General features: G+C 72.2%; 22 protein-coding genes. 15 read left to right on the top strand and 7 right to left on the bottom strand.

All coding sequences use genetic code 11. The features are described from left to right. Positions 1-62: 62 nt before the first annotated feature. Genes ET526_RS06810 through ET526_RS06800 form a run of 3 tightly spaced genes read right to left on the bottom strand, consistent with a single transcriptional unit; the run spans position 63 to position 3015 of the window. Positions 63-863: a crotonase/enoyl-CoA hydratase family protein gene (locus tag ET526_RS06810; protein ID WP_135466931.1), complete on the bottom strand. Its 801-nt coding sequence runs from the start codon at positions 861-863 to the stop codon at positions 63-65. Further along, positions 860-1873 (bottom strand): acyl-CoA dehydrogenase, encoded by a 1014-nt coding sequence (locus tag ET526_RS06805; protein ID WP_135466930.1) that lies wholly within the window; start codon positions 1871-1873, stop codon positions 860-862. Before ET526_RS06805 ends, ET526_RS06810 begins: the two co-directional genes overlap by 4 nt. 2 nt (positions 1874-1875) lie before the next feature. Beyond that, positions 1876-3015: an acyl-CoA dehydrogenase family protein gene (locus tag ET526_RS06800; RefSeq protein ID WP_135466929.1), complete on the bottom strand. Its 1140-nt coding sequence runs from the start codon at positions 3013-3015 to the stop codon at positions 1876-1878. Positions 3016-3139: 124 nt separating this feature from the next. Between ET526_RS06800 and ET526_RS06795 the strand changes: the two genes are divergently transcribed. The 7 genes from ET526_RS06795 to ET526_RS06765 all read left to right on the top strand — a co-directional run bounded on the left by ET526_RS06795 (position 3140) and on the right by ET526_RS06765 (position 12127). Continuing rightward, a complete protein-coding gene (locus tag ET526_RS06795) occupies positions 3140-5470 on the top strand; it encodes a xanthine dehydrogenase family protein molybdopterin-binding subunit (RefSeq protein WP_135466928.1) in 2331 nt (776 codons plus the stop codon). Between the two features lie 44 nt (positions 5471-5514). Further along, positions 5515-6582, top strand: a complete 1068-nt coding sequence (locus tag ET526_RS06790) for a hydroxyacid dehydrogenase (protein ID WP_135466927.1) — start codon at positions 5515-5517, stop codon at positions 6580-6582. A gap of 184 nt (positions 6583-6766) precedes the next feature. Next, entirely contained in the window at positions 6767-7534 is a 768-nt protein-coding gene (locus ET526_RS06785) for an SDR family NAD(P)-dependent oxidoreductase (protein WP_135466926.1), read from the top strand. A gap of 10 nt (positions 7535-7544) precedes the next feature. Then, on the top strand, positions 7545-8753 hold the full coding sequence (locus tag ET526_RS06780; RefSeq protein ID WP_135466925.1) for an acyl-CoA dehydrogenase family protein: 1209 nt from the start codon (positions 7545-7547) through the stop codon (positions 8751-8753). Beyond that, positions 8746-10377, top strand: coding sequence for an acyl-CoA synthetase (locus tag ET526_RS06775; RefSeq protein ID WP_135466924.1), 1632 nt, complete (start codon positions 8746-8748; stop codon positions 10375-10377). The genes ET526_RS06780 and ET526_RS06775 overlap by 8 nt, the downstream gene beginning before the upstream one ends. Positions 10378-10391: 14 nt before the next feature. After that, positions 10392-11156, top strand: a complete 765-nt coding sequence (locus ET526_RS06770; RefSeq protein WP_135466923.1) for a DUF169 domain-containing protein — start codon at positions 10392-10394, stop codon at positions 11154-11156. Positions 11157-11191: 35 nt separating this feature from the next. Continuing rightward, complete coding sequence (locus ET526_RS06765) at positions 11192-12127, top strand: NAD(P)-dependent oxidoreductase (RefSeq protein WP_135466922.1); 936 nt, start codon at positions 11192-11194, stop codon at positions 12125-12127. Between the two features lie 125 nt (positions 12128-12252). Here ET526_RS06765 and ET526_RS06760 read toward each other — a convergent pair whose 3' ends face one another. Continuing rightward, positions 12253-13977 carry a thiamine pyrophosphate-requiring protein gene (locus ET526_RS06760; protein WP_135466921.1) on the bottom strand — a complete coding sequence of 575 codons (1725 nt, stop codon included), beginning with the start codon at positions 13975-13977 and terminating at the stop codon, positions 12253-12255. A 104-nt stretch (positions 13978-14081) separates the two neighbouring features. Between ET526_RS06760 and ET526_RS06755 the strand changes: the two genes are divergently transcribed. From ET526_RS06755 to ET526_RS06745, 3 genes are all read left to right on the top strand, one after another. Further along, positions 14082-15209 carry a CaiB/BaiF CoA transferase family protein gene (locus ET526_RS06755; RefSeq protein ID WP_135466920.1) on the top strand — a complete coding sequence of 376 codons (1128 nt, stop codon included), beginning with the start codon at positions 14082-14084 and terminating at the stop codon, positions 15207-15209. 14 nt (positions 15210-15223) lie between these two features. Continuing rightward, positions 15224-16393: an acyl-CoA dehydrogenase family protein gene (locus ET526_RS06750; protein ID WP_135466919.1), complete on the top strand. Its 1170-nt coding sequence runs from the start codon at positions 15224-15226 to the stop codon at positions 16391-16393. Between the two features lie 101 nt (positions 16394-16494). Then, positions 16495-17466, top strand: coding sequence for a tripartite tricarboxylate transporter substrate binding protein (locus tag ET526_RS06745; RefSeq protein WP_135466918.1), 972 nt, complete (start codon positions 16495-16497; stop codon positions 17464-17466). A 12-nt stretch (positions 17467-17478) separates the two neighbouring features. Here ET526_RS06745 and ET526_RS06740 read toward each other — a convergent pair whose 3' ends face one another. Continuing rightward, the gene (locus ET526_RS06740; RefSeq protein WP_135466917.1) at positions 17479-19008 is read right to left on the bottom strand and encodes an AMP-binding protein; all 1530 of its coding nucleotides are present in this window, start codon (positions 19006-19008) and stop codon (positions 17479-17481) included. Between the two features lie 154 nt (positions 19009-19162). Between ET526_RS06740 and ET526_RS06735 the strand changes: the two genes are divergently transcribed. Together ET526_RS06735 and ET526_RS06730 are read left to right on the top strand one after the other, a co-directional pair. Next, positions 19163-19927, top strand: a complete 765-nt coding sequence (locus tag ET526_RS06735) for an SDR family NAD(P)-dependent oxidoreductase (RefSeq protein ID WP_135466916.1) — start codon at positions 19163-19165, stop codon at positions 19925-19927. 40 nt (positions 19928-19967) lie between these two features. Continuing rightward, a complete protein-coding gene (locus ET526_RS06730) occupies positions 19968-20366 on the top strand; it encodes a RidA family protein (protein ID WP_135466915.1) in 399 nt (132 codons plus the stop codon). An 18-nt stretch (positions 20367-20384) separates the two neighbouring features. Here the strand turns inward: ET526_RS06730 and ET526_RS06725 are convergent, their stop codons facing one another. Continuing rightward, positions 20385-20618, bottom strand: coding sequence for a hypothetical protein (locus tag ET526_RS06725; protein WP_135466914.1), 234 nt, complete (start codon positions 20616-20618; stop codon positions 20385-20387). 245 nt (positions 20619-20863) lie between these two features. Between ET526_RS06725 and ET526_RS06720 the strand changes: the two genes are divergently transcribed. From ET526_RS06720 to ET526_RS06710, 3 genes are all read left to right on the top strand, one after another. Continuing rightward, positions 20864-21898, top strand: a complete 1035-nt coding sequence (locus ET526_RS06720) for an aspartate-semialdehyde dehydrogenase (RefSeq protein ID WP_135466913.1) — start codon at positions 20864-20866, stop codon at positions 21896-21898. A gap of 105 nt (positions 21899-22003) precedes the next feature. After that, entirely contained in the window at positions 22004-23218 is a 1215-nt protein-coding gene (locus ET526_RS06715) for an NADP-dependent isocitrate dehydrogenase (RefSeq protein WP_135466912.1), read from the top strand. Between the two features lie 92 nt (positions 23219-23310). Beyond that, entirely contained in the window at positions 23311-23991 is a 681-nt protein-coding gene (locus ET526_RS06710) for a DUF599 domain-containing protein (protein ID WP_135466911.1), read from the top strand. Between the two features lie 12 nt (positions 23992-24003). On the opposite strand, the gene ET526_RS06705 is transcribed toward ET526_RS06710, so the two are convergent. Further along, a complete protein-coding gene (locus tag ET526_RS06705) occupies positions 24004-24909 on the bottom strand; it encodes an NAD(P)-dependent oxidoreductase (protein WP_135466910.1) in 906 nt (301 codons plus the stop codon). Positions 24910-24912 lie beyond the last annotated feature (3 nt).

Raw genomic sequence — 24912 nt, 5'->3', positions numbered from 1 at the left:
AGGCTCCTCAACGCGCCTGGCTCCTGCCGGCTGCATCCCAGGCCCTGCCCGGCGGGCGGCCCTCACCTGCCCGTGAAGCGGGGGGCGCGCCTCTCCAGCATCGCGTTCACCGCCTCCCTGTGGTCCTCGGTGCTGTGGGCGAGCGCCTGATAGGCGGCGGAGAGCTCCAGCAGGGAGGGGAGGCGCATGTACTGCCCCTCGCGCAGCAGACGCTTGGTCATGCGCAGCGCGTCCGGAGGGTTGGCGGCGATGCGCCTGGCGAGGGCGCGGGCGGCCTCCATCAGCTCTCCCGCCGGCACCACGCGGGAGACCAAGCGCGCGGCCAGGGCCTGCTGCGCGTCCAGCGTGTCGCCGGTGAAGCTCATCTCCAGCGCCATGGACATGCCGACGACGCGCGGCAGCAGCCAGGCGCCGCCGTCGCCCGGCACGATGCCGACCTTGATGAAGCTCTCGGCGAAGGTCGCGGTCTCGGAGGCGATGCGGATGTCGCACATGCAGGCGACGTCGAGGCCGAGGCCGATCGCCGGGCCGTTCACCGCGGCGATGGTCGGCGCGTCGCAGTCGTAGAGGGCCTGGGCCATGCGCTGCACGCCGCGGCGGTAATTCTCCCGCATGTCGGCATGGCTGCCGGCCATGATGCCACGCTTGTCGCGCATCGCCTTCAGGTCGCCGCCTGAGCAGAAGGCGGTGCCGGCGCCGGTGAGGATGACGCAGCGCACCTGCCGGTCGAGGTTGACGCGCCGGCAGGCCTCCACGATGGCGTCGCATTCCTCGAAGGAGGAGATGGCGTTGCGCTTCTCGGGCGCGTTCAGGGTGAGCGTGACGATCGGCCCGTCCTGTTCGTAGCGCACGTAGTCGGTCATGGCCTCGCCTCCTCCTCCCTTGCTGTCAGATCCGGCCACAGCGCGGCACCGCCGCGCGCCAGCGCCTCCGCGCCGATGCGCCGCGCCCAGACGCGCTCGGCGCCGCACGCGTCGCGCCAGGACCAGAGGCGCCGGGTGAATAGGTGCAGCGGGTGCTCGTCCGTGAAGCCCATCGCGGCGTGCACCTGGTGCGCGATGGCGGCGACGCGCCCCGCCGCCTCCCCGGCCACCACCTTGGCGCAGGCGATCTCGAAGGCGCCGCCGGCAAGCCCGCGGCGCGCCGCCGCGCGCCCGGCATGGGCGGCGGCGACGCCGGCCGCCGCCACCTCCCCCGCCGCCTGGGCGAGAAGCTGCTGCACCGCCTGGAAGCCGCCGATCGGGCGGCCGAACTGCCTGCGGGTGCTGGCGTACTCCACCGTCATCCCCAGCACCGCCTCCAGCGCGCCGGCGATCTGCGCCGCATGGAGCAGCGCCCCGGCGAGCAGCGCCGCCTCCGGTCCGCAGCCCGGCGGCAACGCCACCCTGGCGAGGGGCTCTCCGAGGGCGACGTGATCCGCCGGCTCGCGACCGATCAGGCTGCGCCCCTCCTGGCGAGCGGCGCCGGAGAGGAGGTGCAGCGCCACCTCCCCGCCCGTGGCGGTGACGGCGTGCTCCGCGCGCCGTCCCCAGGCCAGCGCCTCCCCCGGCACGGCGAGGGCGATCGGCCCTGCGGGCGGAGCGATGCCGCCGACAGCAAGCAGGGCGGCGGCGGCCATGCCGCCGGCCAGCGGCAGCGGCGCCCCATGGCGGCCGAGCACCTGCCAGACTGCCACGGCATCGTCCCAGCCGAGGCCCGCGCCGCCCATCGCCTCCGGCACCAGGGCATGCGGCAGGCCAAGCGCTTCCGCCTCCTCCCACAGCGCCGCGGGCCATTCGCCGCGTTCCACGGCGCGCAGCAGGTCGGGACCGGAGCGGTCGGACAGCAGCCGCTCCACCTGCTCCAGCAGGATGCTCCGCAGATCGTCGCTCATGGTCAGCGCAGCCCCAGCTGGCGGGCGATGATGCCGCGCAGAATCTCCCGCGTGCCGCCGCGGAGCGAGTAGCTCCGCGCGACCATGGTCGTGATGCCGAGCATCTCCCGCACCTCCTCCGGCGTGCGGGCGGGGTCGGTCAGGTCCCGCACCGCCTCGGGCAGCGCCTGCTCGTAGTCGTTGCCGACATCCTTCACCAGCGCCGCCTCCCGCGCCGGGGTCCTGCCCTCCTGCAGCATGCCGGCGACGGAGAGCGACATCTGCCGCAGCGTCGCCGCGCGGGCGAGCAGGCGGCCGACCGCCTCCGGCGCTGCCGGCTCGGCGCGCAGATCGTCCAGCGCCGCGATCAGCAGCGGCAGGGAGGAGAGGTAGCGCTCCGGCCCGGCGCGCTCGAAGGCGAGTTCCGCCGTCGCCTGCTCCCAGCCCCTGCCTTCCTCCCCGACCAGCATGGCATCCGGGACGAAGACGTCGTCGAGGGTGATCTCGTTGAAGCCCTCCTCCCCCACCAGATCGGGGATCGGGCGGATGGCGATGCCGGAGGCGCGCAGATCCACCAGGAATTGCGAGAGGCCCTGGTGCTTCAGCTTCGGATCCGCCACGGGGCTGGTGCGCAGCAGCGCGATCATGAAGTCGCAGCGATGCGCGTTGGTGGTCCAGACCTTGCGGCCGTTGATCCTCCACCCGCCCGGCACCTTCTCCGCCCGGCTGCGCAGGCTGGCGAGGTCGGAGCCGGAATCGGGCTCCGAGAGGCCGATGGCGAAGGCGAGCTCGCCGCGGGCGATGCGCGGCAGGAACTCCCGCCGCTGATCCTCCGTGCCGAGGCGCAGGATCAGCGGGCCGGACTGGCGGTCACCGATCCAGTGCGCGCCGACCGGCGCGCCGGCGGCGAGCATCTCCTCCAGCACCACGTAGCGTTCCATGGCGCTGCGCTCCCCGCCGCCATAGGCCCTCGGCCAGGTCATGCCGATCCAGCCGCGGCGGCCGACCTCGCGCGAGAATTCGCGGTCGAAGCCCATCCAGGAATAGGCCCGCACCATGGGGGACCAGTGCCTGCCGGCCTCCGCCAGGAAGGCCCTGAGCTCGGCCCGAAGCGCCGGCGCGTCCGCCGGCGTGTCCCTGAGGTCGAAACGCAACCCGACCATGCCGCCGTTCCTCCCGCTCCCCGGCGATGGATCGCCCAGATCGGCGCGGCGCGCCAGCCCCCCTCTCGACAGCCCGCGCCTGCCCGGCTTTCCTGGCGGCCAAATACGGCGGGGGGATCGCAGGATGGACAGGTTCGGGATCGGCCAGCCGGTGCGGCGCAAGGAGGATGTGCGGCTGCTGACCGGCCGCGGCACCTATACGGACGACATCTCGCGCCCGGGCGAAGTCCACATGGCCGTGGTGCGCTCCCCCCATGCCCATGCGCGCATCCTCGCCATCCATGTCGATGCGGCGCGGGCCGCGCCCGGCGTGCTCGCGGTGCTCACCGGGCATGACGCGGATGCGGACGGGATCGGCCGCTTCCCGGTGATGGTCGAGGTGCCCGGCAAGGACGGGGGCAGGCTCTACGCTCCGCCGCGGGAGATGCTGCAGACCCGGAAGGCGCGCTTCGTCGGCGACCCGGTGGCGATCGTGGTCGCGGAAACGCGCGCCGAAGCACAGGACGCGGCCGAGCTGGTGACGGTGGACTACGAGCCCCTGCCGAGCGTCACCGACACCGCCGCCGCGGCGGCGCCGGACGCGCCGGTGATCTGGGAGGAGCACGGCAGCAATCTCTGCGTACTGTGGGACAGCGGCCGGGAGAAGGAGGCGGAGGAGGCCTTCGCCCATGCCGCCCGTATCGTGAGCGTCGAGCTCGTCAACAACCGCCTGGTCGGCAACCCGATGGAGCCGCGCGTCGCCATCGGCGAGTACGACCCGGCCGAGGACCGCTACACCCTCTACTCCCCGACGCAGGGGGTGATCCGCGTGCGCGACGGCCTGGCGCAGCACATCCTGAAGGTGCCCAGGGAGAAGCTGCGCGTGGTCTCCCCCGACGTGGGCGGCGGCTTCGGCCTGCGCGGCAAGCTGCACCCCGAGAGCGGCATGGTGCTCTGGGCGGCGCGGCGGGTCGGCCGCCCAGTGAAGTGGCGCAGCGACCGCACCGAGACCTTCCTCGCCGACCCACACGGGCGCGACCACGTGACCCGGGCGGAGATGGCCTTCGACAAGGATGCGAAGGTGCTGGGCGCGAGGATCCGCACCGTCGCGGCGATGGGCGCCTACCTGCAGGATTTCGGCCCGCGCATCCCGACCGTGGCAGGCGGGCGCATCAACGGCACGGTCTACGACATCCAGGCGCTGAACGTGCAGGTGCGCTGCGTCTTCACCAACACCGCGCCGACCGACGCCTATCGCGGCGCCGGCCGGCCTGAGACGGCCTATGTGCTCGAGCGGCTGCTCGACCAGGGCGCGCTCGCCTTCGGCATCGGCCGCGACGAGATCCGCCGGCGCAATTACATCCGGCCGGAGCAGATCCCCTACCGCAACGCGGCGGGCAACGAGATCGACAGCGGCCGCTTCGCCGAGACGCAGGAGATGGCGCTGCAGCTCGCCGACTGGCGCGGCTTTCCCGCCCGCCGCGCCGAGGCGGCGCGGCGCGGCAGGCTGCGCGGTATCGGCCTCGGCTACTTCATAGAGGCTTCCGGCGGGCAGCCGAGCGAATGGGCACGGGTGCGGTTCGAACCCGACGGCGCGGTGGTGCTCGTGGTCGGCACCTTCAGCCACGGCCAGGGACACGAGACCGCCTATGCCCAGATCCTGCACTCCAGGCTCGGCATCCCCTTCGATCGCATTCGCTTCCTCCAGGGTGACACGGAGGTGGTGCCGCAGGGCGGCGGCACGGGCGGATCGCGCTCCTCGCAGATGGGCGGGGTGGCGATCGCCCGCACCGCCGACCTCGTGATCGCCAAGGCGCGCCGGCTTGCCGCGCACCTGCTGGAGGCCGGGGCGGAGGACGTCGTCTTCGAGGATGGGCGGTTCCGCGTCGCCGGCACCGATCTCGCCGTCGGCTGGGATCGGGTGGTGGCGCTCGCGCACGACCCGGCGCGCCTGCCCGAAGGCGAATCGCCCGGCCTCGACGAGCAGCTCCTCTACACGCGCAACACCGAATGCAATTTCCCGAACGGGTGTCACGTGGCGGAGGTGGAGGTGGACCCCGAGACCGGGCAGGTGGAGATCGTGCGCTACGCCGCGGTGGACGATGTCGGGAACGTCATCAACCCGCTACTGGTGCACGGCCAGTCGCATGGCGGGATCATGGCCGGGATCGGCCAGGCGCTGCTCGAGCACGCGATCTATGACCGGGAAAGCGGCCAGTTCCTCACCGCCAGCTTCCAGGACTACTGCATGCCGCGCGCCTCCGACGCGCCGGGCTTCGCGCTCGGGTTCAATGTCGTGCCTTGCCCGAACAACGATCTCGGCGTGAAGGGTGCCGGCGAGGGCGGGGCCTGCGGCGCGCCGCCGGCGGTGGTTTCCGCCGTCTGCGACGCGCTCGGGGTGCCGCATATCGACATGCCGGTGACGCCCGAGAAGGTCTGGCGCGCGCTCTCCGCGCGGCAGCCGCGGGCGGCATGACGGGAAGGCCGGCCGCGACGGACCGCAGGAGACAGGACAACACGATGCCCGACGCCGCCCCGCCGCCACGTCGCTTCCGTGTCGGCTACCTCTCGCACGTGCCGCACCGCTCGTTCCTCGACACTACGGCGCAGGAGCCGCTGCTCGAAGTGGTGCGGATCCCGCTCGACCAGCCGGAGGATGCCATCATCCGGGCGCTGTCCGGCTGCCACGCCTATTACGTGATGGCCTCCCGCGACGAGCTGCCGAGGCCCTTTCATGTCGGCCCGGCGCTGCTGGCGAGGCTCCCCGGCCTGCTGATGGCGGCGAGCACCGGCGCGGGCTATGACACGGTGGACCCGGCGGCCTGCACCGAGGCGGGGGTGCTGCTGGTGAACCAAGCCGGCGGCAACGCCGAGGGCGTGGCGGAGCACGCCGTCGGGATGATGCTCGCCCTGCTGAAGCGGATGCCCGAGGCCGGGGCGGCGATGCGCGCCGGCCAGGCCGCCGACCGCGGCGCGCTGATGGGCAGGGAGCTGCGCGGCCGCACGGTCGGTCTGGTCGGGATCGGGCATGTCGGGACGCGGGTGGCGGAGATCCTGCGCCTCGCCTTCGGCTGCCGGGTGCTGGCCTGTGACCCCTACCTCGACGCCGCCACCATCGCTGCGCGGGGCGCGGAGAAGGTGGAGATGCCCGAACTCCTGGCCGGGAGCGACATCGTCAGCCTGCACCTGCCGCTGACGCCGGAGAGCCGCGGCCTGATGGATGCCCGGGCCTTCGCTCGGATGAAGCCCGGCGCGATCTTCGTCACCACCGCGCGCGGCTCGATCCATGACGAGCGGGCGCTGCACCAGGCCCTCGCCTCGGGCCATCTCGCAGGAGCCGGGCTCGACGTGTGGGAGCGAGAGCCGCCCCCGGCCGACCACCCGCTGCTGCACCTGCCGAACGTGATCGCCACCCAGCACACCGCCGGCGTGACGCATGAGAGCCGCGCCAACATCGCTCGCATCGCGGCGCTTGCCTTCGCCGAGGCCGCGCATGGCCGCCTGCCGCCGCGGGTCATCAACCCCGAGGTGGTGCCGCGCTTCGCCGCGCGCTGGGCCGCCGCCTTCGGCAGACCGATGGTGGTCTGACCGGGCCCTTCCGCTTGCGCCCGGCGCCGCCACGGCGCAGGCTCGGCGCATGGGTCCGGGGGGGGGCGCCGCGGGAAGGGTCGCGGCGGCCGAGGCGGCGCTCGCCCCGCCCCATCTCCGATGGCCAACTGCGCCGCGAAGGGAGGACAGGGGCGCGGCTCCGGCCGCGCGTTCCGCGACAGGCATGACCGACACGGCTCAGATCTTCTCGCTTTCCGGCGCGGTGGCGCTGGTCACCGGCGCCTCCGGCGCGCTCGGTTCCCATTTCGCACGCGTGCTTCACGCCGCCGGCGCGCGCGTGGTCCTGGCGGCGCGCCGCACCGACGCGCTTGCCGCGCTTGCGGCGGAGCTCGGCGGGCGGGCGGCGGCCGTTCCGCTCGACGTCACCTCGGCCGAGGCCGTCACCCGCGCCTTCGATGCCGCCGAATCCGCCTTCGGGGTCTGCGACGTCATCGTCAACAATGCCGGCGTGGCGGTGACGCGCCCGGTGCTGCAGCAGACGGAGGCGGACTGGGACGGCGTGCTCGACGTCAACCTCCGCGGCTGCTTCCTGGTGGCGACCGAGGGCGCGCGGCGCATGGTCGCGGCGAGGAAGCCCGGCAGCATCATCAACATCGCCTCGATCGGCGGCCTGCGCATCCTCTCCGGCGTCGCCGGCTACACCGCCTCGAAGGCGGGGCTCATCCAGCTCACGCGGCAGATGGCGGTGGAGCTGGCGCGGCATTCCATCCGCGTGAACGCGCTCTGCCCCGGCTATGTGGAGACGCCGATCAACGCCGAATTCTTCGCCTCCGAGGCCGGCCAAGCGGTGGTGAAGCGGGTGCCGCAGCGCAGGCTCGGCCGCCCCGAGGACCTGACCGGCCCCCTCCTGCTGCTCGCCTCCCCGGCCGGCGCGCACATGACCGGTGCGACCCTGGTGGTGGATGGCGGCCATTCCGTGAACCCGCTCTAGGACGACCGAGATGGATTTCAGCCTGACGCCCGAGGTGGATGCCGTCCGCCGCAGGATCCGCGCCTTCGTCGAGGAACGGCTGATCCCGCTCGAGGCCGACCCCGCCAGCTACGACGAGCACGAGAACATCGCCCGCCCCCTGCTCGAGCGGATGCGCGCCGAGGCCAGGGCGGAGGGGCTGTGGGCGCTGCAGATGCCGAAGGAGCGCGGCGGCGGCGGGCTTTCCATGACCGGTCTCGCCGCCTGCTACGAGGAGATGAACCGTTCCATCTTCGGACCCGTGGTGTTCCATGGCGCGGCGCCGGATGACGGCAACATGCGCCTGCTCAACATGGTCGGCACCGAGGCGCAGAAGGACCGCTGGCTGCAGCCGATCATCGACGGCAAGGTGCAGTCCAGCTTCGCGATGACCGAGCCCGACGGCTGCGGCAGCGACCCCTCCCTCACCTACACGCGGGCCGAGCGGAAGGGCAACGACCGCTGGGTGATCCACGGCCGCAAGCACTTCATCACCGGCGCGGCGGAGGCCAGGCACTTCATCCTGATCGCCCGCACCGGGGAGGACGAGCGCCGGGGCCTGACCGCCTTCCTGTTCCACGCCGACCAGCCGGGCTGGCGGATCGTCCGGCGCATCCCGATCATGGGGCCGGAGGAGCATGGCGGGCATTGCGAGCTCGAATTCGACGGGCTGGAGGTGGCGGACGAGGACGTGCTGATGGGCGTCGGCGATGGGCTGCGCGCCACCCAGATCCGCCTCGGCCCGGCCCGGTTGACGCATTGCATGCGCTGGACCGGCATGGGACGCCGCGCGCTCGAGATCGCCATGGAGCGGATCGAGAACCGCATGGCCTTCGGCAGCCGTCTCGCGGACAAGGAGAGCGTTCAGCAGATGATCGGCCAGGCCGCGATGGAGCTCGACATCGGCCGCCTGCTGACGATGCGTGCGGCCTGGCTGCTCGACCAGGGCAGCCTGGCGCGCAAGGAAATCTCCATGGCCAAGATCGTGGTCGCCGACGCGCTGCACCGGGCGGTGGACACAGCGCTGCAGCTCCTGGGCGCGCACGGCTATTCCAAGGACACGCCGGTGGAGTGGATGTACCGCTACGCGCGGCAGGCTCGTCTGGTAGACGGCGCCTCCGAGGTGCACCGCATGGTGCTGGCGGGCTTCCTCCGCCGGCGGGGCAAGGAGTTCTTCGCCTGGGGGGCCGACCATGGATGACACCGGCGGGTTCGAGACGCTGCCCCGGCTGCCGGCGAACCACGTCCCGCTCTCGCCGATCTCCTTCCTGGCGCGCGCGGCGCGGGTCTATGGCCGGCGGGTGGCGGTGATCCACGGCGCGCGGCGCTTCACCTACGCCGAGATGTTCGCCCGCTGCCGGCGCCTTGCCTCGGCGCTGCGCCGCGCCGGGATCGGGCCGGGAGAGACGGTGGCGGTGCTGGCGCCGAACATCCCCGAGATGCTGGAGGCGCATTACGGCGTGCCGATGACGGGCGCGGTGTTGTGCACCATCAACATCCGCCTCGACGCGGGAACGATCGCCTTCATCCTGCGGCACTCCGGGGCCAGGGTGTTCCTGGTGGATTGCGAATGGGCGGAGGTGGCGAAGGCGGCGCTGGCCGAGGTGCCGGAGGCGCCGCTCGTCATCGGCATCGCCGATCCGGAGGCCCGCGGCGGCGGCGAGATCGGCGCCATGGACTACGAGGCCTTCCTCGCCACCGGCGAGCCCGACGCGCCCTTCCGCACGCCGGAGGACGAGTGGGAGGCGATCGCCCTCTCCTACACTTCCGGCACCACCGGCGATCCCAAGGGGGTCGTCACCCACCACCGCGGCGCCTACCTGAACGCCTGCGGCAACGCGCTCGCCTTCGAGCTCACGCCGCGCAGCGTCTATCTCTGGACGCTGCCGATGTTCCACTGCAACGGCTGGACCTACACCTGGGCGGTGACGCTGGTCGGCGGCACGCATGTCTGCCTGCGCCGCGTGGAACCGGCCGCGATCTTCAACGCCATCGCCGAGCACGCGGTGACCCACATGTGCGCCGCGCCGGTGGTGCTGACCATGCTGATCCACGCGCCGGAGGAGCAGCGGCGCCGGTTCGGCCATGTGGTGCGGGTCGCCACGGGCGGCGCCGCCCCGCCCTCGGCGGTGATCGCGAAGATGGAGGCGATGGGCTTCGCCGTCACGCATCTCTACGGCCTCACCGAATGCTACGGGCCGGCCACCATCTGCCTCTGGCAGCCGGGGCTCGACGAGATGCCGCTGGAGGAGCGGGCCGCCTTCATGGCGCGCCAGGGCGTCAGCCACCCGATGCTCGAGGAGGCGACGGTGCTCGACCCCGCCACCCTCGCCCCCGTCCCCGCCGACGGGAGGACGCTCGGCGAGGTGATGCTGCGCGGCAACACCGTGATGAAGGGCTATCTGCGCAACCCCGCCGCCACCGACGCCGCCTTCGCCGGCGGCTGGTTCCACACCGGCGACCTTGGGGTGCTGCACCCGGACGGCTACATCGAGGTGAAGGACCGCGCCAAGGACATCGTCATCTCCGGAGGCGAGAACATCTCCTCCCTCGAGGTGGAAGAGGTGCTCTACGCCCATCCGAAGATCATGGAGGCGGCGGTGGTGGCGCAGCCGGACGAGAAATGGGGCGAGGTGCCGCACGCCTTCGTCACCCCCGCGCCCGGCGCCGGCGATCTGACCGAGGCCGAGGTCATCGCCTGGTGCCGCGAGCGGATGGCGCATTTCAAGGCGCCCAAGCGCGTCACCTTCGGGCCACTGCCGAAGACCTCGACCGGCAAGATCCAGAAATTCGAGCTGCGCCAGCGGCTGCGCGGCCAGGCATAGGGGCAGGTGCGCCGATGAACGAATACCAGCTTCTGGTCTCCGAGCTGAACGCCCTGCTGCGGCTGAAGACCACCGTCATCGGCATGAAGCTGTTCGAGACGGTGGAGGAGATGCAGGCGATCCCGCGCATCCGCCGCCCGAAGGCGAAGCACACCACGGACCAGATCGTCTCCATGGCCTCGCGCCTCGGCTGGACCGTCGGCATCACCGCGGAGGACCTGGTCGGCGCGCAGTGCCAGGCGGTGATCGGCCTCGCCCCGCAGGACGAGGAATGGCGGCGGGGCGAGAAGTATGTCGGCGTCTGGCACGGCACGCAGCAGGATGCTCAGGCGCGGCAGGAGGCGCTGACCTGCGTGCCCTACGGACGCTACAGGGCGATGGCCGTCAGCCCGCTCGAAACCGGGCGGCTCGACCCGCCCGACATCGTGATGGTCTATGCGACGCCCGGGCAGATGATCATCCTGATCAACGGCCTGCAGTACCGGGACTATCGCAAGTTCGAGTGGTCCGTGGTGGGAGAGACCGCCTGCGCCGACAGCTGGGGCCGCGCCCTGGCCACCGGGGAGCCGAGCCTCTCCCTGCCCTGCTACGCCGAGCGTCGCTACGGCGGCGTGCCGGACGAGGAGATGCTGATGGCGCTGAAGCCCGCCGACCTGCGCAAGGCGGTGGAAGGCATGAAGGCGCTGGCGAGGAACGGGCTGCGCTATCCGATTCCGCCCTATGGCATCCAGGCCGATCCCTCGGCGGGCATGGGCGCGAGCTACTCCGGCAAGGGCTGAGCCGGGCGGAACCGGCGGCGGGGGAGGAAGCGGGCATGACGATCGGCTTCATCGGCCTCGGCACCATGGGCGGGCACATGGCCGCCAGCCTGCAGCGGGCCGGCCATGCGCTGCTGGTCCACGACCTGCGGCGCGAGGCGGCCGAACCGCACCTCGCCCGCGGCGCCGCATGGGCCGCGACGCCGGCGGAGGTGGCGCGGCGCTGCGGCCTGGTGTTCACCTCCCTCCCCGGCCCGCCCGAGATCGAGGCGGTGGTCTTCGGCCCGGACGGGCTGCTGGAAGGGGCGCATGCCGGGATGGCGCATTTCGACCTCTCCACCAGCAGCCCCTCCCTGGTGCGCCGCATGCACGACGCCCTGGCGAAGCGGGGCGCCCAGGCGCTCGACGCGCCGGTGAGCGGCGGCCCCGAAGGCGCGCGCACCGGCCGCCTTGCCATCTGGGTCGGCGGCGACCGGGCAACCTATGAGCGGCACAAGCCCGTGCTCGACGCGATCGGCGACCGTGCCGCCCATATCGGCCCGATCGGCAGCGCGACCATCGCCAAGCTGGTGCACAACCTCGCCGGCTACACCACCCTCTGCGCCATGGCGGAGGCGTTCACCATGGGGGTGAAGGCCGGCATGGACCCGCTCGACCTGTGGCGGGCGGTCCGCCAGGGGGCGCTCGGCCGCCGCCGGACCTTCGACGGCCTGGCCGACCAGTTCCTCCCCGGCCGCTTCGAGCCGCCCGCCTTCGCGCTGCGGCTTGCGCACAAGGACGTCTCGCTGGCCTGCGCCCTGGCGCGGGAGCTTGGCGTGCCGATGCCGATCGGCGAGCACACGCTGCGCGAGATGACCTCGGCGATGGAGCGCGGCTGGGGCGGAATGGACAGCCGCATCGTCGCCCTGCTGCAGCAGGAGCGCGCCGGAGTGGCGATCCGCTGCGAACCAGACGCGGTGCGGGCGGTGCTGGAGTGCGACCCGAAGACCTGACGCCGGATCCCGGTGAGCGGGATCCGCGTCCGCATGGCCCCCGCCCGTGCGGCGAAGCCCGGCGCGCGCCGGCGTCCGAGGGCGGATCGGTGATGATCCGCGGGACCTGGCAGGAGCCGGTGAGGCTACAGCGGCGTCACCCGCGCCGTCAGCACGGCGGCCTGGCCGCGCTCCAGCGCCGCGAGGCAGCGATCGATCGCCGCCTCCACCTCCTCGGCTCGCGTCACCCGCTCGCCATGCGCGCCGAAGGCCTTCGCCGCCTCCTCGAACCGCCGCTCGCCGCGGAGGTCGAGGCGGGCGAAGAACCGCTCCTCCTCCACCGCCACGCCGCGCGGATAGACGCGCCGCGTCGCCTCCTTCACCGCCGACCAGCCGCGGTTGTCCAGCACCAGGGTGAAGATCGGCAGGCCGTGGTTCTGCGCCACCACATAGACGCTGTCGGGAGCGGAGAAGTGGAAGCTGCCGTCGCCCACGATCTGCACCACCCGCCGCTCCGGGCAGGCGAGCTTCGCGCCGAGCGCCATGCCGCCCGAGAATCCGAGGCCCCCGCCGGCGAAGCCGATGAAGCTGCCCGGAACGGTGCGGGGGATGTGGTCCTGCACCGCGACGCCGTTGCGGATCGCCTCGTTGACGACGATGTCCTCGGCCGAGAGGCGGCGGTTGAGCGCCGCCAGCAGGAAGGGCACGCCGATCGCGTCGGGCTCGCCCGGCCGTGCCGCCTCGGCCGCCAGGCGCCGCAGCCGCGCCTCCCGCGCCGGCGCCCAGCCCGCCATGCGGGCGGCGACGCGGGTGCGGAAGGCATCGTCGGCACGCTCCCGGATCGCCGCCAGGACCTGGCGCAGCACCGTGGCGCAGTCGCCCTGCACGCGCAGCTCGGCCGGGAAGTTCCAGAGCGGTATGGCGCGCTTCGCCGCGTCCACATCCACCTGGATCCAGCGCGTCGCGGGGTTCTCGCGGTGGAGGGCCGGGATCCAGGGCACGTCGGTGTCGAGCAGCAGGCCGAGATCCGCCTCCTCCAGCAGCGGCGCCGGGTCGAAGCCGGCGAAGCAGGGGCTGTCGGCGGGGCAGTTCACGGTGATGGTGGCGTGTGAGACCACGCGGATGCCGGCTTCGCGCGACAGCGCGTCCAGCGCCGCCACCGCTTCCGGCCTGCGGCCGAGATAGCCGCAGAAGGCCACCGGCTGCTCGGCCTCCATGATCCGGCGCGCGATCTCCGCCACGGCCTCGGGAGCGGCCCCGCCGGCGGCGACGGCGCCAAAGCGCGCGGGCGGAAAGGAGCGGACCTGCTCCTCCTCGATCTCCTCCGCCAGCGTCTCGCGCGGCAGGGTGAGGAAGACCGGCCCCATCGGCTCGCTCTGCATCACCGCATGGCCGCGGGAGAGCAGCTCCTTCACCACCACGCCGGAAGGCAGGCAGTACTCCCAGCCCGTGTAGGGCCGCACCAGGGAGGCGATGTCGTAGGGATCCTGGATGAAGTGCACATAGGTGTCGCGCGAGCCGGTCATCTCCCCGCGCGTGGTGTAGGGCGCACGCCCGGCCATCAGGAACACCGGCAGACGGTGGCGGCAGAGGTTGTGCAGCGCCATCGCGGCATTCGCCGTGCCCGCGTCCACATGCACCAGCACCGCCTGGCCACGACCGGTCATGGCGGCGTAGCCCCCGGCCATATGGACGGCGACGGTCTCATGCGGGCAGATGATGGCGGGCGGGCGCGGGCGGTTGCCGCGGTCCCAGCGCGCCATCTCCTCGATCAGCGGCACGTGGTCGGTGCCGAGGTTGCAGAACAGGTAGTCGATCCCGAGCTCGCAGAGCCCCTCCAGGAGGTAGTGGGCGGTGCTGTGGCGGGCCATGCGGCACCTCGGCCTGTGGACGTTCCCGCCGCCTAGCTTGGCGCGGCAGGCCCCCCTGTCAAACCCGCCCTACCCTGCTAGGCTCCGCGCCCGGAGGAGATGCCATGGGACCGTTGCGGGGGCTGAAGATCCTGGAATTCGCTGGCATCGGGCCCGGCCCGTTCTGCGGGATGGTGCTCGCCGACCTCGGCGCCGAGGTGGTGCGCATCGACCGTCCTGACGGACCGCCCGGCACCCGTCAGGACTTCATCGGCCGCGGCCGGCGCAGCATCGCCCTCGACCTGAAGCGGCAGGAGGCGGTCGCGGCTGCGCTGCGCCTCGTGGAAGGGGCGGATGCGCTGATCGAGGGCTTCCGCCCCGGAGTGATGGAGCGGCTCGGCCTCGGGCCTGATGCCTGCCTCGCGCGCAATCCGCGGCTGGTCTACGGCCGGATGACCGGCTGGGGCCAGGAGGGGCCGCTGGCGCAGGCGGCGGGGCACGACATCAACTACATCGGCCTCACCGGCGCGCTCTGGTCCATCGGCCGCCCGGGCGAGCGGCCGGTGCCGCCGCTCAACCTCGTGGGCGACTATGGCGGCGGCGGCATGCTGCTTGCCCTCGGCCTCCTCGCAGCGCTGCTGGAGGCCAGGGGCTCGGGCCGCGGCCAGGTGGTGGACGCCGCCATGGTGGACGGCGCGGCGCTGCTGATGGCGCCGATCTACGCCATGAAGGCGCGCGGCCGCTGGGGGCCCGAACGCGGCGCCAACCTGCTGGACGGTGCCGCCCCGTTCTACGACACCTTCGAATGCGCCGACGGCCGCTGGCTGGCGGTGGGGCCGATCGAGCCGCAATTCTTTGCCCAGATGCTGCGGATCCTCGAACTCGACCCGGCGGAGTTCGAGCGGCGCATGGAGCCGGCGCAGTGGCCGGCGCTGAAGCGGCGGCTGGCGGCGGTGTTCCGCACCCGCAGCCGCGACGACTGGGCTGCCCTGTTTGATGGCACGGATGCCTGCGTCTCCCCCGTGCTGGACATGGACGAGGCGCCACGCCACCCGCACAATCTCGCCCGTGGTACCTTCCTCGAGCGGGATGGCGCCATCCAGCCCGCCCCGGCGCCGCGCTTCAGCCGCAGCCAGGCCACGCCGGACCTGCCGCCGCCGCTGCGCGGGGAGCACACGGACCAGATCCTGTCGGAAGGGGGCTTCGCGGCGGAGGAGATCGCCGCGCTGCGCGCCGCCGGCGCCATCGGCTGACACGGAAGGACACCATGGACACGAGCGCCGCCGCCTCCCGCCCGCTGGCCGGGCCGCGCACCGTCTATTCGGCGGAGCACGAGCTGTTCCGCGACCAGGTGCGCCGCTTCTTCGAGCGGCACATCATCCCTCACCACCGCCAGTGGGAGCGCGACGGCGTGGTGCCGCGCGAGGTCTGGCGCGAGGCCGGGGCGCAGGGCCTGCTGTGCCCGATGCTGGCCGAGGAGTACGGCGGCGCGGGGGCGGATTTCGGCTACAGCGCGATCATCATCGAGGAGATCGGCCGCACCAACTGCACCGGGCCGGGCTTCCCGCTGCACTCCGACATCGTCGTGCCCTACATCGCCGATCTGGCGACCGAGGAGCGGAAGCGACGCTGGCTTCCCGCCATGGCGCGCGGCGAGATCATCGGCGCCATCGCCATGACCGAGCCGGGCATGGGCAGCGACCTCAAGGCGGTGCGCACCACGGCGCGGCGGGACGGCGACCACTGGGTGATCAACGGCCAGAAGACCTTCATCAGCAACGGCCAGAATGCCGGCCTCGTCATCGTGGTGTGCAAGACCGATCCGGGCGCCGGGCGCAAGGGCATCTCGCTGATCTGCGTCGAGGAGGGCACGCCCGGCTTCACCAAGGGTCGGAATCTGGAGAAGATCGGCCTGCACGCGCAGGACACATCCGAACTCTTCTTCGACGACGTCCGCGTGCCGGCGGAGAACCTGCTGGGAGAGGAGAACAGGGGCTTCTCCTACCTGATCCGCAACCTGCCGCAGGAACGGCTGGTGATCGCGATCCGCGCCGCCGCCAGCATGGAGGCGATGCTGGAGAAGACCGTCGCCTACACCAAGGAGCGCAAGGCCTTCGACCAGCCGATCTTCGAGTTCCAGCACAACCGCTTCAAGCTGGCCGAGGCCAAGGCGCAGGCCGCGATGTTCCGCGTCTTCGCGGACCACTGCCTGGCGCTGCATCTGCGCGGCGAGCTGACGGTGGAGCTGGCCGCCGCCGCCAAGCTGCTCGGCTCCGAGATGCAGAACCGCCTGCTGGACGACTTCCTGCAGCTCCATGGCGGCTACGGCTACATGGCAGAATACGAGATCGGCCGCGCCTGGGCCGATGCGCGGGTCGGGCGCATCTATGGCGGCAGCAGCGAGATCATGAAGGAGATCATCGCCCGCACGCTGTAGCCGCGGTGCCGCCTTCCGAGGGCGGACCGTTGCGGAACCGTCGCGCGCAAGGCGCAACCGGGGTATGATAGCCGTCGTCCATTCGGACAGGGAGGCAACGCATGACCGAGATCCGCCGCCGCAGCCTGCTCGCGGCGCCCGCCCTGCTCGCCGCGCCGGCCATGGCGCGGGCGCAGGAGCGGTTTCCTACCCGCCCCATCACCCTCATCGTGCCCTTCCCGCCCGGCGGCGCCACGGATGTGCAGATGCGCGCCCTCGCCGAGGCGGCGACGCGCCATTTCGGCCAGACGGTGGTGGTGGAGAACCGGCCGGGCGCGGGCAGCACGCTCGGCGCCGCCGCGGTCGCGCGGGCCAGGCCGGACGGCTACCTGATCACGCAGATGACCCTGCCGGCGCTGCGCCTGCCCTGGATGCAGCGCATGCCCTACGATCCGCGCACCGATTTCACGCCGATCATCCATCTCACCGGCTACCTGTTCGGCGTGCTGGTGCGCGGCGACGGGCCGTACAGGAGCTGGCAGGACCTCGTCGCCGACGCGCGGCGCCGCCCGGGCCAGGTGCGCATCGGCAACACCGGCGCCAACGGCACCCCGCACCTGACCATGATCGACCTCGCGGAGCGGGAGCGGATCGAGGTTATCCACGTGCCCTTCCGCGGCGAGGGCGACGCCCTGCCGCAGCTCATGGGCGGGCATATCGAGGCGCTGGCGGCCGGCTCCGGCGCCGGGCAGCTCGTGGACGAGGGCAGGCTGCGCTTCCTCAACGTCTGGTCTAGGGAGCGTTCCGCGCGCTGGCCGAACGTGCCGACGCTGATCGAGCTCGGCTATGAGGGTATGGTCGTGACATCGCCCTACGGGCTGTGCGGCCCGGCCAACATGCCGCCCGCCGTCGTGCAGACGCTGCATGACGGCTTCAAGGCCGCGCTCTTCGATCCGTCGCACCTTGCCGTGCTGCAGCGGCTCGACATGCCGGTCGAGTACCTGAACAGCGCCGACTACGCCCGCTACATGCAGGAGACGATCGCCATGGAGCAGCAGCGGGTGGAGCGGCTCGGGCTGCGCACCGGCGGCTGACGCGGCCGCCCCCTACAGGTAGCGCTCTTTCAGCAGCCGGCGCAGCAGCTTGCCCGCCTCGCTGCGCGGCAGTTCGGTGGCGAATTCCCAGCTCCGCGGCCGCTTCGGTCCGGCCAGGCGGTCGCGGCACCAGGCCTCCAGCGCGGCCCGCAGTGCCGCGTCGCCCGCCGCCCCGGCGCGCGGCACCACAACGGCGTGCACCTGCTCGCCCATCTCGGCATGCGGAATGCCGACCACTGCCACCTCCGCCACGTCGGGGTGCTGCACCAGCACGGCCTCGATCTCGGCCGGGTAGATGTTGACGCCGCCCGAGAGGATCAGGTCGGCGCGCCGGTTGGAGAGGAACAGGAAGCCCTCCTCGTCCAGCCAGCCGAGATCGCCGAGCGTCGCCCAGCCGCGGTCATTGTAGGAGGCGGCGGTCTTCTCCGGCGCGTTGTGGTAGGCGAAGCGCGGCCCGCCCTCGAACCAGATCTGCCCGGTTTCGCCGGGCGGCAGTTCCCGCCCCGCCTCGTCGGTGATGTGGACCGAGACGCCGTTCACCGGCCGCCCCACCGTGCCTGGCTTGCGCAGCCAGGTGGCGCTGTCCACCACCGTGGTGCCCACGCCCTCCGAACCCGCGTAGTATTCCCAGAGGATCGGCCCCCACCAGCCGATCATCGCCCGCTTCACCGAGACCGGGCAGGGCGCGGCGGCATGGATGGCGCAGCGGTGGGAGGAGAGGTCGTAGCGTGCCCGCACCGCCTCCGGCAGCGCCAGCAGGCGGATGAACATGGTCGGCACCCACTGGCTGTGGGTGACGCGGTATCGCGCGATGGCGGCGAGCGCCGCCTCCGGGTCGAATTTCCGCAGCACCACGGCGGTGCCGCCCTCGCCCAGGGTGCGCGCCACGTAGCGATTGGGTGCCGCGTGGTAGAGCGGCGCCGGGGAGAGGTAGACCGTGTCCTCCCCGAAGCCGTAGAGCGTCTTCCAGGTCATGTCCCATTCCGGGCGGTCGCGCTCCGCCCAGGGGATCAGCGGCCGGCGGATGCCCTTGGGCAGGCCGGTGGTGCCGGAGGAGTAGAGGAATTCGCGCCCGAGCGGTCCCTCGGGCAGGGGCGCCGCGGGGTCCTGCGCGGCCAGCGCCGCCTCGTAGGATCCGTAGCCCGGCAGCCCCTCGCCGAGGGCGAAGCGCGGCCGCTCCCCCACCGCGCCCTCGACCACCAGCGCCGCGGCAAGATCCGCCAGGGCGGGGCTCGCGATCAGCAGCCGGGCGCCGGAATCCTGCAGCACATAGGCGACCTCGTGCGGCCGCAGATGGATGGAGAGCGGCGTGTAGTAGAGGCCGGCGCGCTTCGCCCCCTCCGCGATCTCCAAGAACTCCGGCCGGTTCTCCACCAGCAGGGCGATGCCCTCCCCGGGCCGCAGGCCGAGCCCCGCGAGCCAACGCGCTACGCGCCCCGCCCGCGCCTCCAGCGCGCCATAGGTCACGGCCTCGCCGCTGTCCGGGAAATGCGCCGCGACCTTGTCCGGGGCGCGCTGCGCCCAGTGCGTCAGAAGCGCCATGCCGTGCCGCCTTTCCTCCCCGGGGACCTCGCCCCGTCCCGCGCAGCCTGCGGGTCACGGCGCGGCGGCGTCAATCCGTACCGGCGGCATTTGACCCGGCCCGTGCGGCGGGAGAGTCTGGCATCCTGGCAAGCGGCCCAGAGAGGAGACGCGCATGGACGTGAAGGATCAGGTCGCCCTCGTCACCGGCGGCGCATCGGGGCTCGGCCTCGCCACCGCGCGGCGGCTTGTCGCCCGCGGCGCGAAGGTGGTGCTCTGCGACCTGCCCGGCCCGCAGGGCGAGGCGGTGGCGAGGGAACTCGGCAGCGGCGCGCGCTTCGTTGCGGCGGATGTCGCCGATCCGCAGGCGATGGAGGCGGCGGTCGCGGCGGCCGAGGGGCTCGGCCCGCTGCGGGTGCTGGTGCACTGCGCCGGCCGCGGCGGGTCGAGCCGCGTCGTGGACCGCGACGGCAAGCCGATGCCGCTCGAGCATTTCACCGAGATCATCCGCGTCAACCTGATCGGCACCTTCAACGCGCTGCGCCTGGCCGCCGCCGCCATGGCACGGGCGGAGCCGCTCGGCGAGGAGCGCGGCGTGTGCATCCTCACCGCCTCCGTCGCCGGCTATGAGGGGCAGATCGGGCAGACGCCCTACGCCAGCTCCAAGGCGGGCGTCATCGGCCTGACCATCTGCGCCGCGCGCGACCTCGCCAGCCGGCACATCCGCGTCTGCACCATCGCGCCGGGCATCTTCGACACGCCGCTGCTCGGGCGGCTGCCGGAGAATGTGCGGGCGGCGCTGAACGCCTCCGTGCCAAATCCGCAGCGCCTCGGCGTGCCGGACGAGTTCGCGATGCTCGCCATGCAGATCGTCGAGAACCCCTACCTGAACGGCGAGACCATTCGCCTCGACGGCGCGCTGCGGATGCCGCCGCGATGATGGAGCCCCTTCAACAGCCCGCGAGGGAGGTTCGCCGCCCATGGCCCCACTGACCGTGCTACACCCCCCCGGATGGCCGGTGCCCAAGGGCTACGCTAACGGCATGGCCGGGCGGGGCCGGATGGTCTTCGTCGCCGGCCAGGTAGGCGCCGATAGCCAGGGGCAATTCGCGCCCGACTTCGCCTCCCAGGTCCAGCAGGCGCTGCGCAACATCCTTGCCGTAGTGGCCGAGGCCGGCGGCAGCCCCGAGCATGTTGCCCGCCTGACCTGGTATGTGCGCGACATGGAGGAGTACCGGGCAAGCCTGCCCGCGCTCGGCCATGCCTACCGAAGCGCCATGGGCCGACATTTCCCGGCCATGACCCTGGTGGAGGTGAGCGCCCTGGTCGAGCCCGAGGCACGGGTCGAGATCGAGGCGACGGCGCTGCTGCCGGACTGATCCGGCCGGAGCGCCTCCTCAGCCGGGCATGGCGGGAGAGCTCGGCTCCTGCCCGGTGAGGATCGGCTCCTCCGGCGTGCCGGCGCCACCCGCCAGGCGATCCTCCTGCCAGGCGGCGCGGCTTCTCATCCCGCGCCGCAGCAGGCACGCGGCCCCGACCGCCGCCACGCCGAAGCCGACGCCCGCGGTGAAGGCCAGGCCCCCGATGGCGGCGGCCATGGCGGAGGCCTGGAATGCGCAGCGCAGCAGCATGAGCGTCTCCCTTTCGCCGGGCGTATCGCCCCGATAGTGGGCCGCCGGCGACGGAGGGCAAGGCCGCGCCGGCCTGCTTGAACCTGGCGCCAGGCGGGCCTACAGCATGGTCCACTTCGGCGGGTCGTGCTTGCGCCCTTCGTTGAGCGACTGGGTCCCCGCTCCGGCGATTCCGCCGCCGCGGGTCAGGCGCTGGACAACCGACGGCCCCCGGGTCGGGGTCATGTTCGTTTCGGGAGAGGCCAATGGGCTACAGGGTCGCGGTCGTCGGCGCCACCGGGGCGGTGGGACGCGAGATTCTCAAGACCCTCGCCGAGCGCGACTTCCCGGCCAGCGAGGTGGTGGCCCTCGCCTCGGGCCGCTCGGCGGGGCAGGAGGTCTCCTTCGGCGACAAGGCCGTGCTCAAGGTCCAGAACCTGGAGAAATTCGACTTCCACGGCACGGATATCGGCCTGTTCTCCCCGGGCGCCGCGGTTTCCGCCGTACATGCGCCGCGGGCGGCGGCGGCGGGCTGCGTGGTGATCGACAATACCAGCCAGTTCCGCATGGAGCCCGACATCCCGCTGGTCGTGCCGGAGGTGAACCCGCACGCCCTGAAGCAGTTCAGCAAGCGCAACATCATCGCCAATCCGAACTGCTCGACCATCCAGATGGTGGTGGCGCTGAAGCCGCTGCACCAGCTCGCCCGCATCCGGCGCGTCGTGGTCGCCACCTACCAGTCGGTTTCCGGCGCGGGAAAGGAGGCGATGGACGAGCTGTTCAACCAGACCCGCGCCGTCTACGTGAACGATCCGGCCACGCCGGAGCAGTTCACCAAGCCGATCGCCTTCAACTGCATCCCGCACATCGACCGCTTCATGGAGGACGGCTCCACCAAGGAGGAGTGGAAGATGGCGGTCGAGACCAGGAAGATCCTCGATCCCGACATCGCCGTCATCGCCACCTGCGTGCGGGTGCCCGTCTTCATCGGCCATGCCGAGGCGGTGCATGTCGAATTCGAATCGCCCATTACCGAGAAGCAGGCCTGGGAGGCGCTGCGCGAGGCGCCCGGAGTGCAGGTGGTGGACCGCAGGGAGGATGGCGGCTACGTCACCCAGACCGAGGCGGCGGGCGAGGACGCGGTCTTCGTCTCGCGGCTGCGGCGCGACCCCACGGTGCCGCACGGCCTCGCCTTCTGGTGCGTCTCCGACAACCTGCGCAAGGGCGCGGCGCTGAACGCGGTGCAGATCGCCGAGGCGCTGATCGCGCAGGGTCTGATCGCGGAACGCCGCGCCGCCTGACCGCCCGGGCCGGGCTTGCCCCCGGCCGGGGGCGGTGCGATGGTCCGCCGGCTTTCCACCACCCCCGGTGCCCGGGCGCCGGGGCGGAGACCACGAGGACCAGGCATGGCGAAGATCAAGGTGAAGAACCCCGTCGTCGAGCTCGACGGGGACGAGATGACCCGCATCATCTGGGGGTTCATCAAGGAGAAGCTGATCCTTCCCTACCTGGACGTGGACCTGAAGTACTACGACCTCGGCATCCAGAACCGCGACGCCACCGACGACCAGGTGACGGTCGAGGCGGCGCAGGCCATCAAGCGCTACGGCGTAGGCGTGAAGTGCGCGACCATCACCCCCGACGAGGCGCGGGTGGAGGAGTTCGGCCTGAAGAAGATGTGGCGCTCGCCGAACGGCACCATCCGCAACATCCTCGACGGCACGATCTTCCGCGAGCCGATCATCTGCAGCAACGTCCCGCGCCTGGTGCCGCACTGGACCAGGCCGATCGTCGTCGGCCGCCACGCCTATGGCGACATCTACCGCGCCGCGGAAACCAAGATTCCGGGTCCCGGCAAGGTGACGCTGACCTACCAGCCGGCCGGCGGCGGCGAGCCGATGACGCTAGAGGTGCACGACTTCAAGGGGCCGGGCGTCACCCTCGGCATGCACAACACCAGGGCCTCGATCGAGGGCTTCGCGCGCGCCTGCTTCAACTACGGCCTGGCGCGCAGCTTCCCGGTCTACCTCTCGACCAAGAACACGATCCTCAAGGCCTATGACGGCATGTTCAAGGACGTGTTCCAGGAGATCTACGACGCTGAATTCAAGGTGGAATACGAGAAGCGCGGCCTCACCTACGAGCACCGGCTGATCGACGACATGGTGGCCTCGGCCCTGAAGTGGGAAGGCGGCTATGTCTGGGCCTGCAAGAACTACGACGGCGACGTGCAGTCGGACGTGGTGGCGCAGGGGTTCGGCAGCCTCGGCCTGATGACCTCGGTGCTGCTCTCGCCCGACGGCAGGACGGTGGAGTCCGAGGCCGCGCACGGCACGGTGACGCGCCACTACCGCGAGCACCAGAAGGGGCGCGAGACCAGCACCAACCCGATCGCCTCCATCTTCGCCTGGACCCGCGGCCTCGCCTATCGTGGCCGCTTCGACGACACCCCGGAGGTGACCCGCTTCGCCGAGACGCTGGAGCGCGTCTGCATCGAGACGGTCGAGAGCGGGCACATGACGAAGGACCTCGCCATCCTGATCGGCAAGGACCAGCCTTGGCTGAACACCCAAGCGTTCCTGGCGAAGATCGACGAGAACCTGAAGAAGGCGATGGCCTGACCCACCCTTGGCGGAGGCGGGCGGGGGGCGGGTCCGGCGCGGGCCCGCCCCCTTTCCGTCCCTCCGGCACGAACGGCGGAGCCCGGCCCGGGATGACCTCCCTCACCCTGCTCGACTGGATCGCGCTCGGCGTCTTCGCGGCCTGCTGGATCGGCTACGCCACGGTGGTGGACCGGGTGCCGCGGATTCGCGGCCGCAGCGTCATCGCCGCCATGGACGAGCACAGGCACCGCTGGATGCAGGCGATGCTCGGGCGGGAGAACCGCATCGCCGACGTCGCCACCATCGGCAATCTGATGAACAGCACCTCCTTCCTCGCCAACACCGCCATCTTCATCCTCGGCGGCCTGGTGGCAATGCTGGGCAGCCCCGAGCTCGGCGCGCGCGTCTTCGGCGTGCTGCCCTTCGCCGCCGCGCCCGACCCGGTGGCGTGGGAGATGAAGGTGGCGCTGCTCCTGGTGATCTTCGTGCGCGCCTTCTTCGAGCTCACCTGGGCGCTGCGCCAGTTCAACTACTGCTGCATCGTCGTCGGCGGCATCGGCCAGGGCGCCGACGATCCGCGCTGGGTGCGGCGGGCGGCGACCGCGGCGAAGGTGGCGAACCGCGCCGCGCGGCACTTCAACAGCGGGCTGCGCGCCTACTATTTCGGCCTCGCCGCGCTGGCCTGGCTGCTGCACCCCCTGGCGCTGGTCGCCGCCAGCCTGCTCGTGCTGCACGAGCTGCACCGGAGGGAGTTCCGCTCCGTGGTGCGCGAGGCGCTGCAGGACCGCTGAGGCCGGCGCCGCTCAACGCCTTTCCGGCCCGCCGCCGAGATGGCGGTGGATCTCGGTGTTGTCGGCCTTCGCGCCGAGCGCCGCCACCGCCCCGTTCCACACCTCGAGGCACAGGCCGAGCTGGCGCGCCGGGAAGCCGGTTTCCGCGGCGATGGCGGCAGCGGTTTCCAGGTCCTTGCGCATCAGCCCGAGCTGGAACCCGCCCTGGTAGCGTCCGGACAGGATCTCCTGCCGCAGCTTGGTCTCGGTGGCGACGTTGCGGCCCGAGGAGGCGTTCATCACCTCGGTCAGGATGCCGAGGTCGAGCCCGAGCCGCTCGCCCATGCGCAGCGCCTCCACCGCCGCCAGCAGGCCGGCGGCGTAGACGTAGTTGTTCAGCGCCTTCATCGCATGCGCGCTGCCGACCGGGCCGGTGCGGATCAGCGTCTCTCCCATGCCGCGCAGCACCGGCTCGGCCAGGGCAAAGGCCTGGTCGTTGCCGCCGACCATGATCGTCAGCGTGCCGGAGGTCGCCTTGACCACGCTGCCGGAGACCGGCGCATCCACCATGGCCGCGCCGCGCCCGGCGAGCGCGGCGGCGAGCCGGCGCGTCTCCGACGGCACGGAGGATCCCATGTCCACCACGAGCTGCCCTGGCCGCAGCACCGCGATCAGCCCGCCCGGACCTTCCATCACCTGCGCCACCACGCGGCTGTCGGGCAGCATCAGCACCACCACCCGGCAGGCCTCCGCCACCTCGGCCGGCGTGTCGGCGAAGCGCGCCGCGCCGGGGGCCGCGCCCTCGGCCAGCGCGGCACGCGCCGCCCCGGACGGGTCGCAGGCCACCAGCCGCCAGCCGCGCCGCAACAGCGAGCGCGCCATGGGCAGGCCCATCATGCCAAGGCCGACGAAGCCCACCGGCCCATCCGTGGCGGCCATGCG

It is taken from the genome of Crenalkalicoccus roseus (assembly GCF_004761865.1).
GTDB lineage: Bacteria > Pseudomonadota > Alphaproteobacteria > Acetobacterales > Acetobacteraceae > Crenalkalicoccus > Crenalkalicoccus roseus.
The sequence above is the reverse complement of the archived record's forward strand: the minus strand, read 5'-3'. Positions and strand labels throughout refer to the sequence as shown.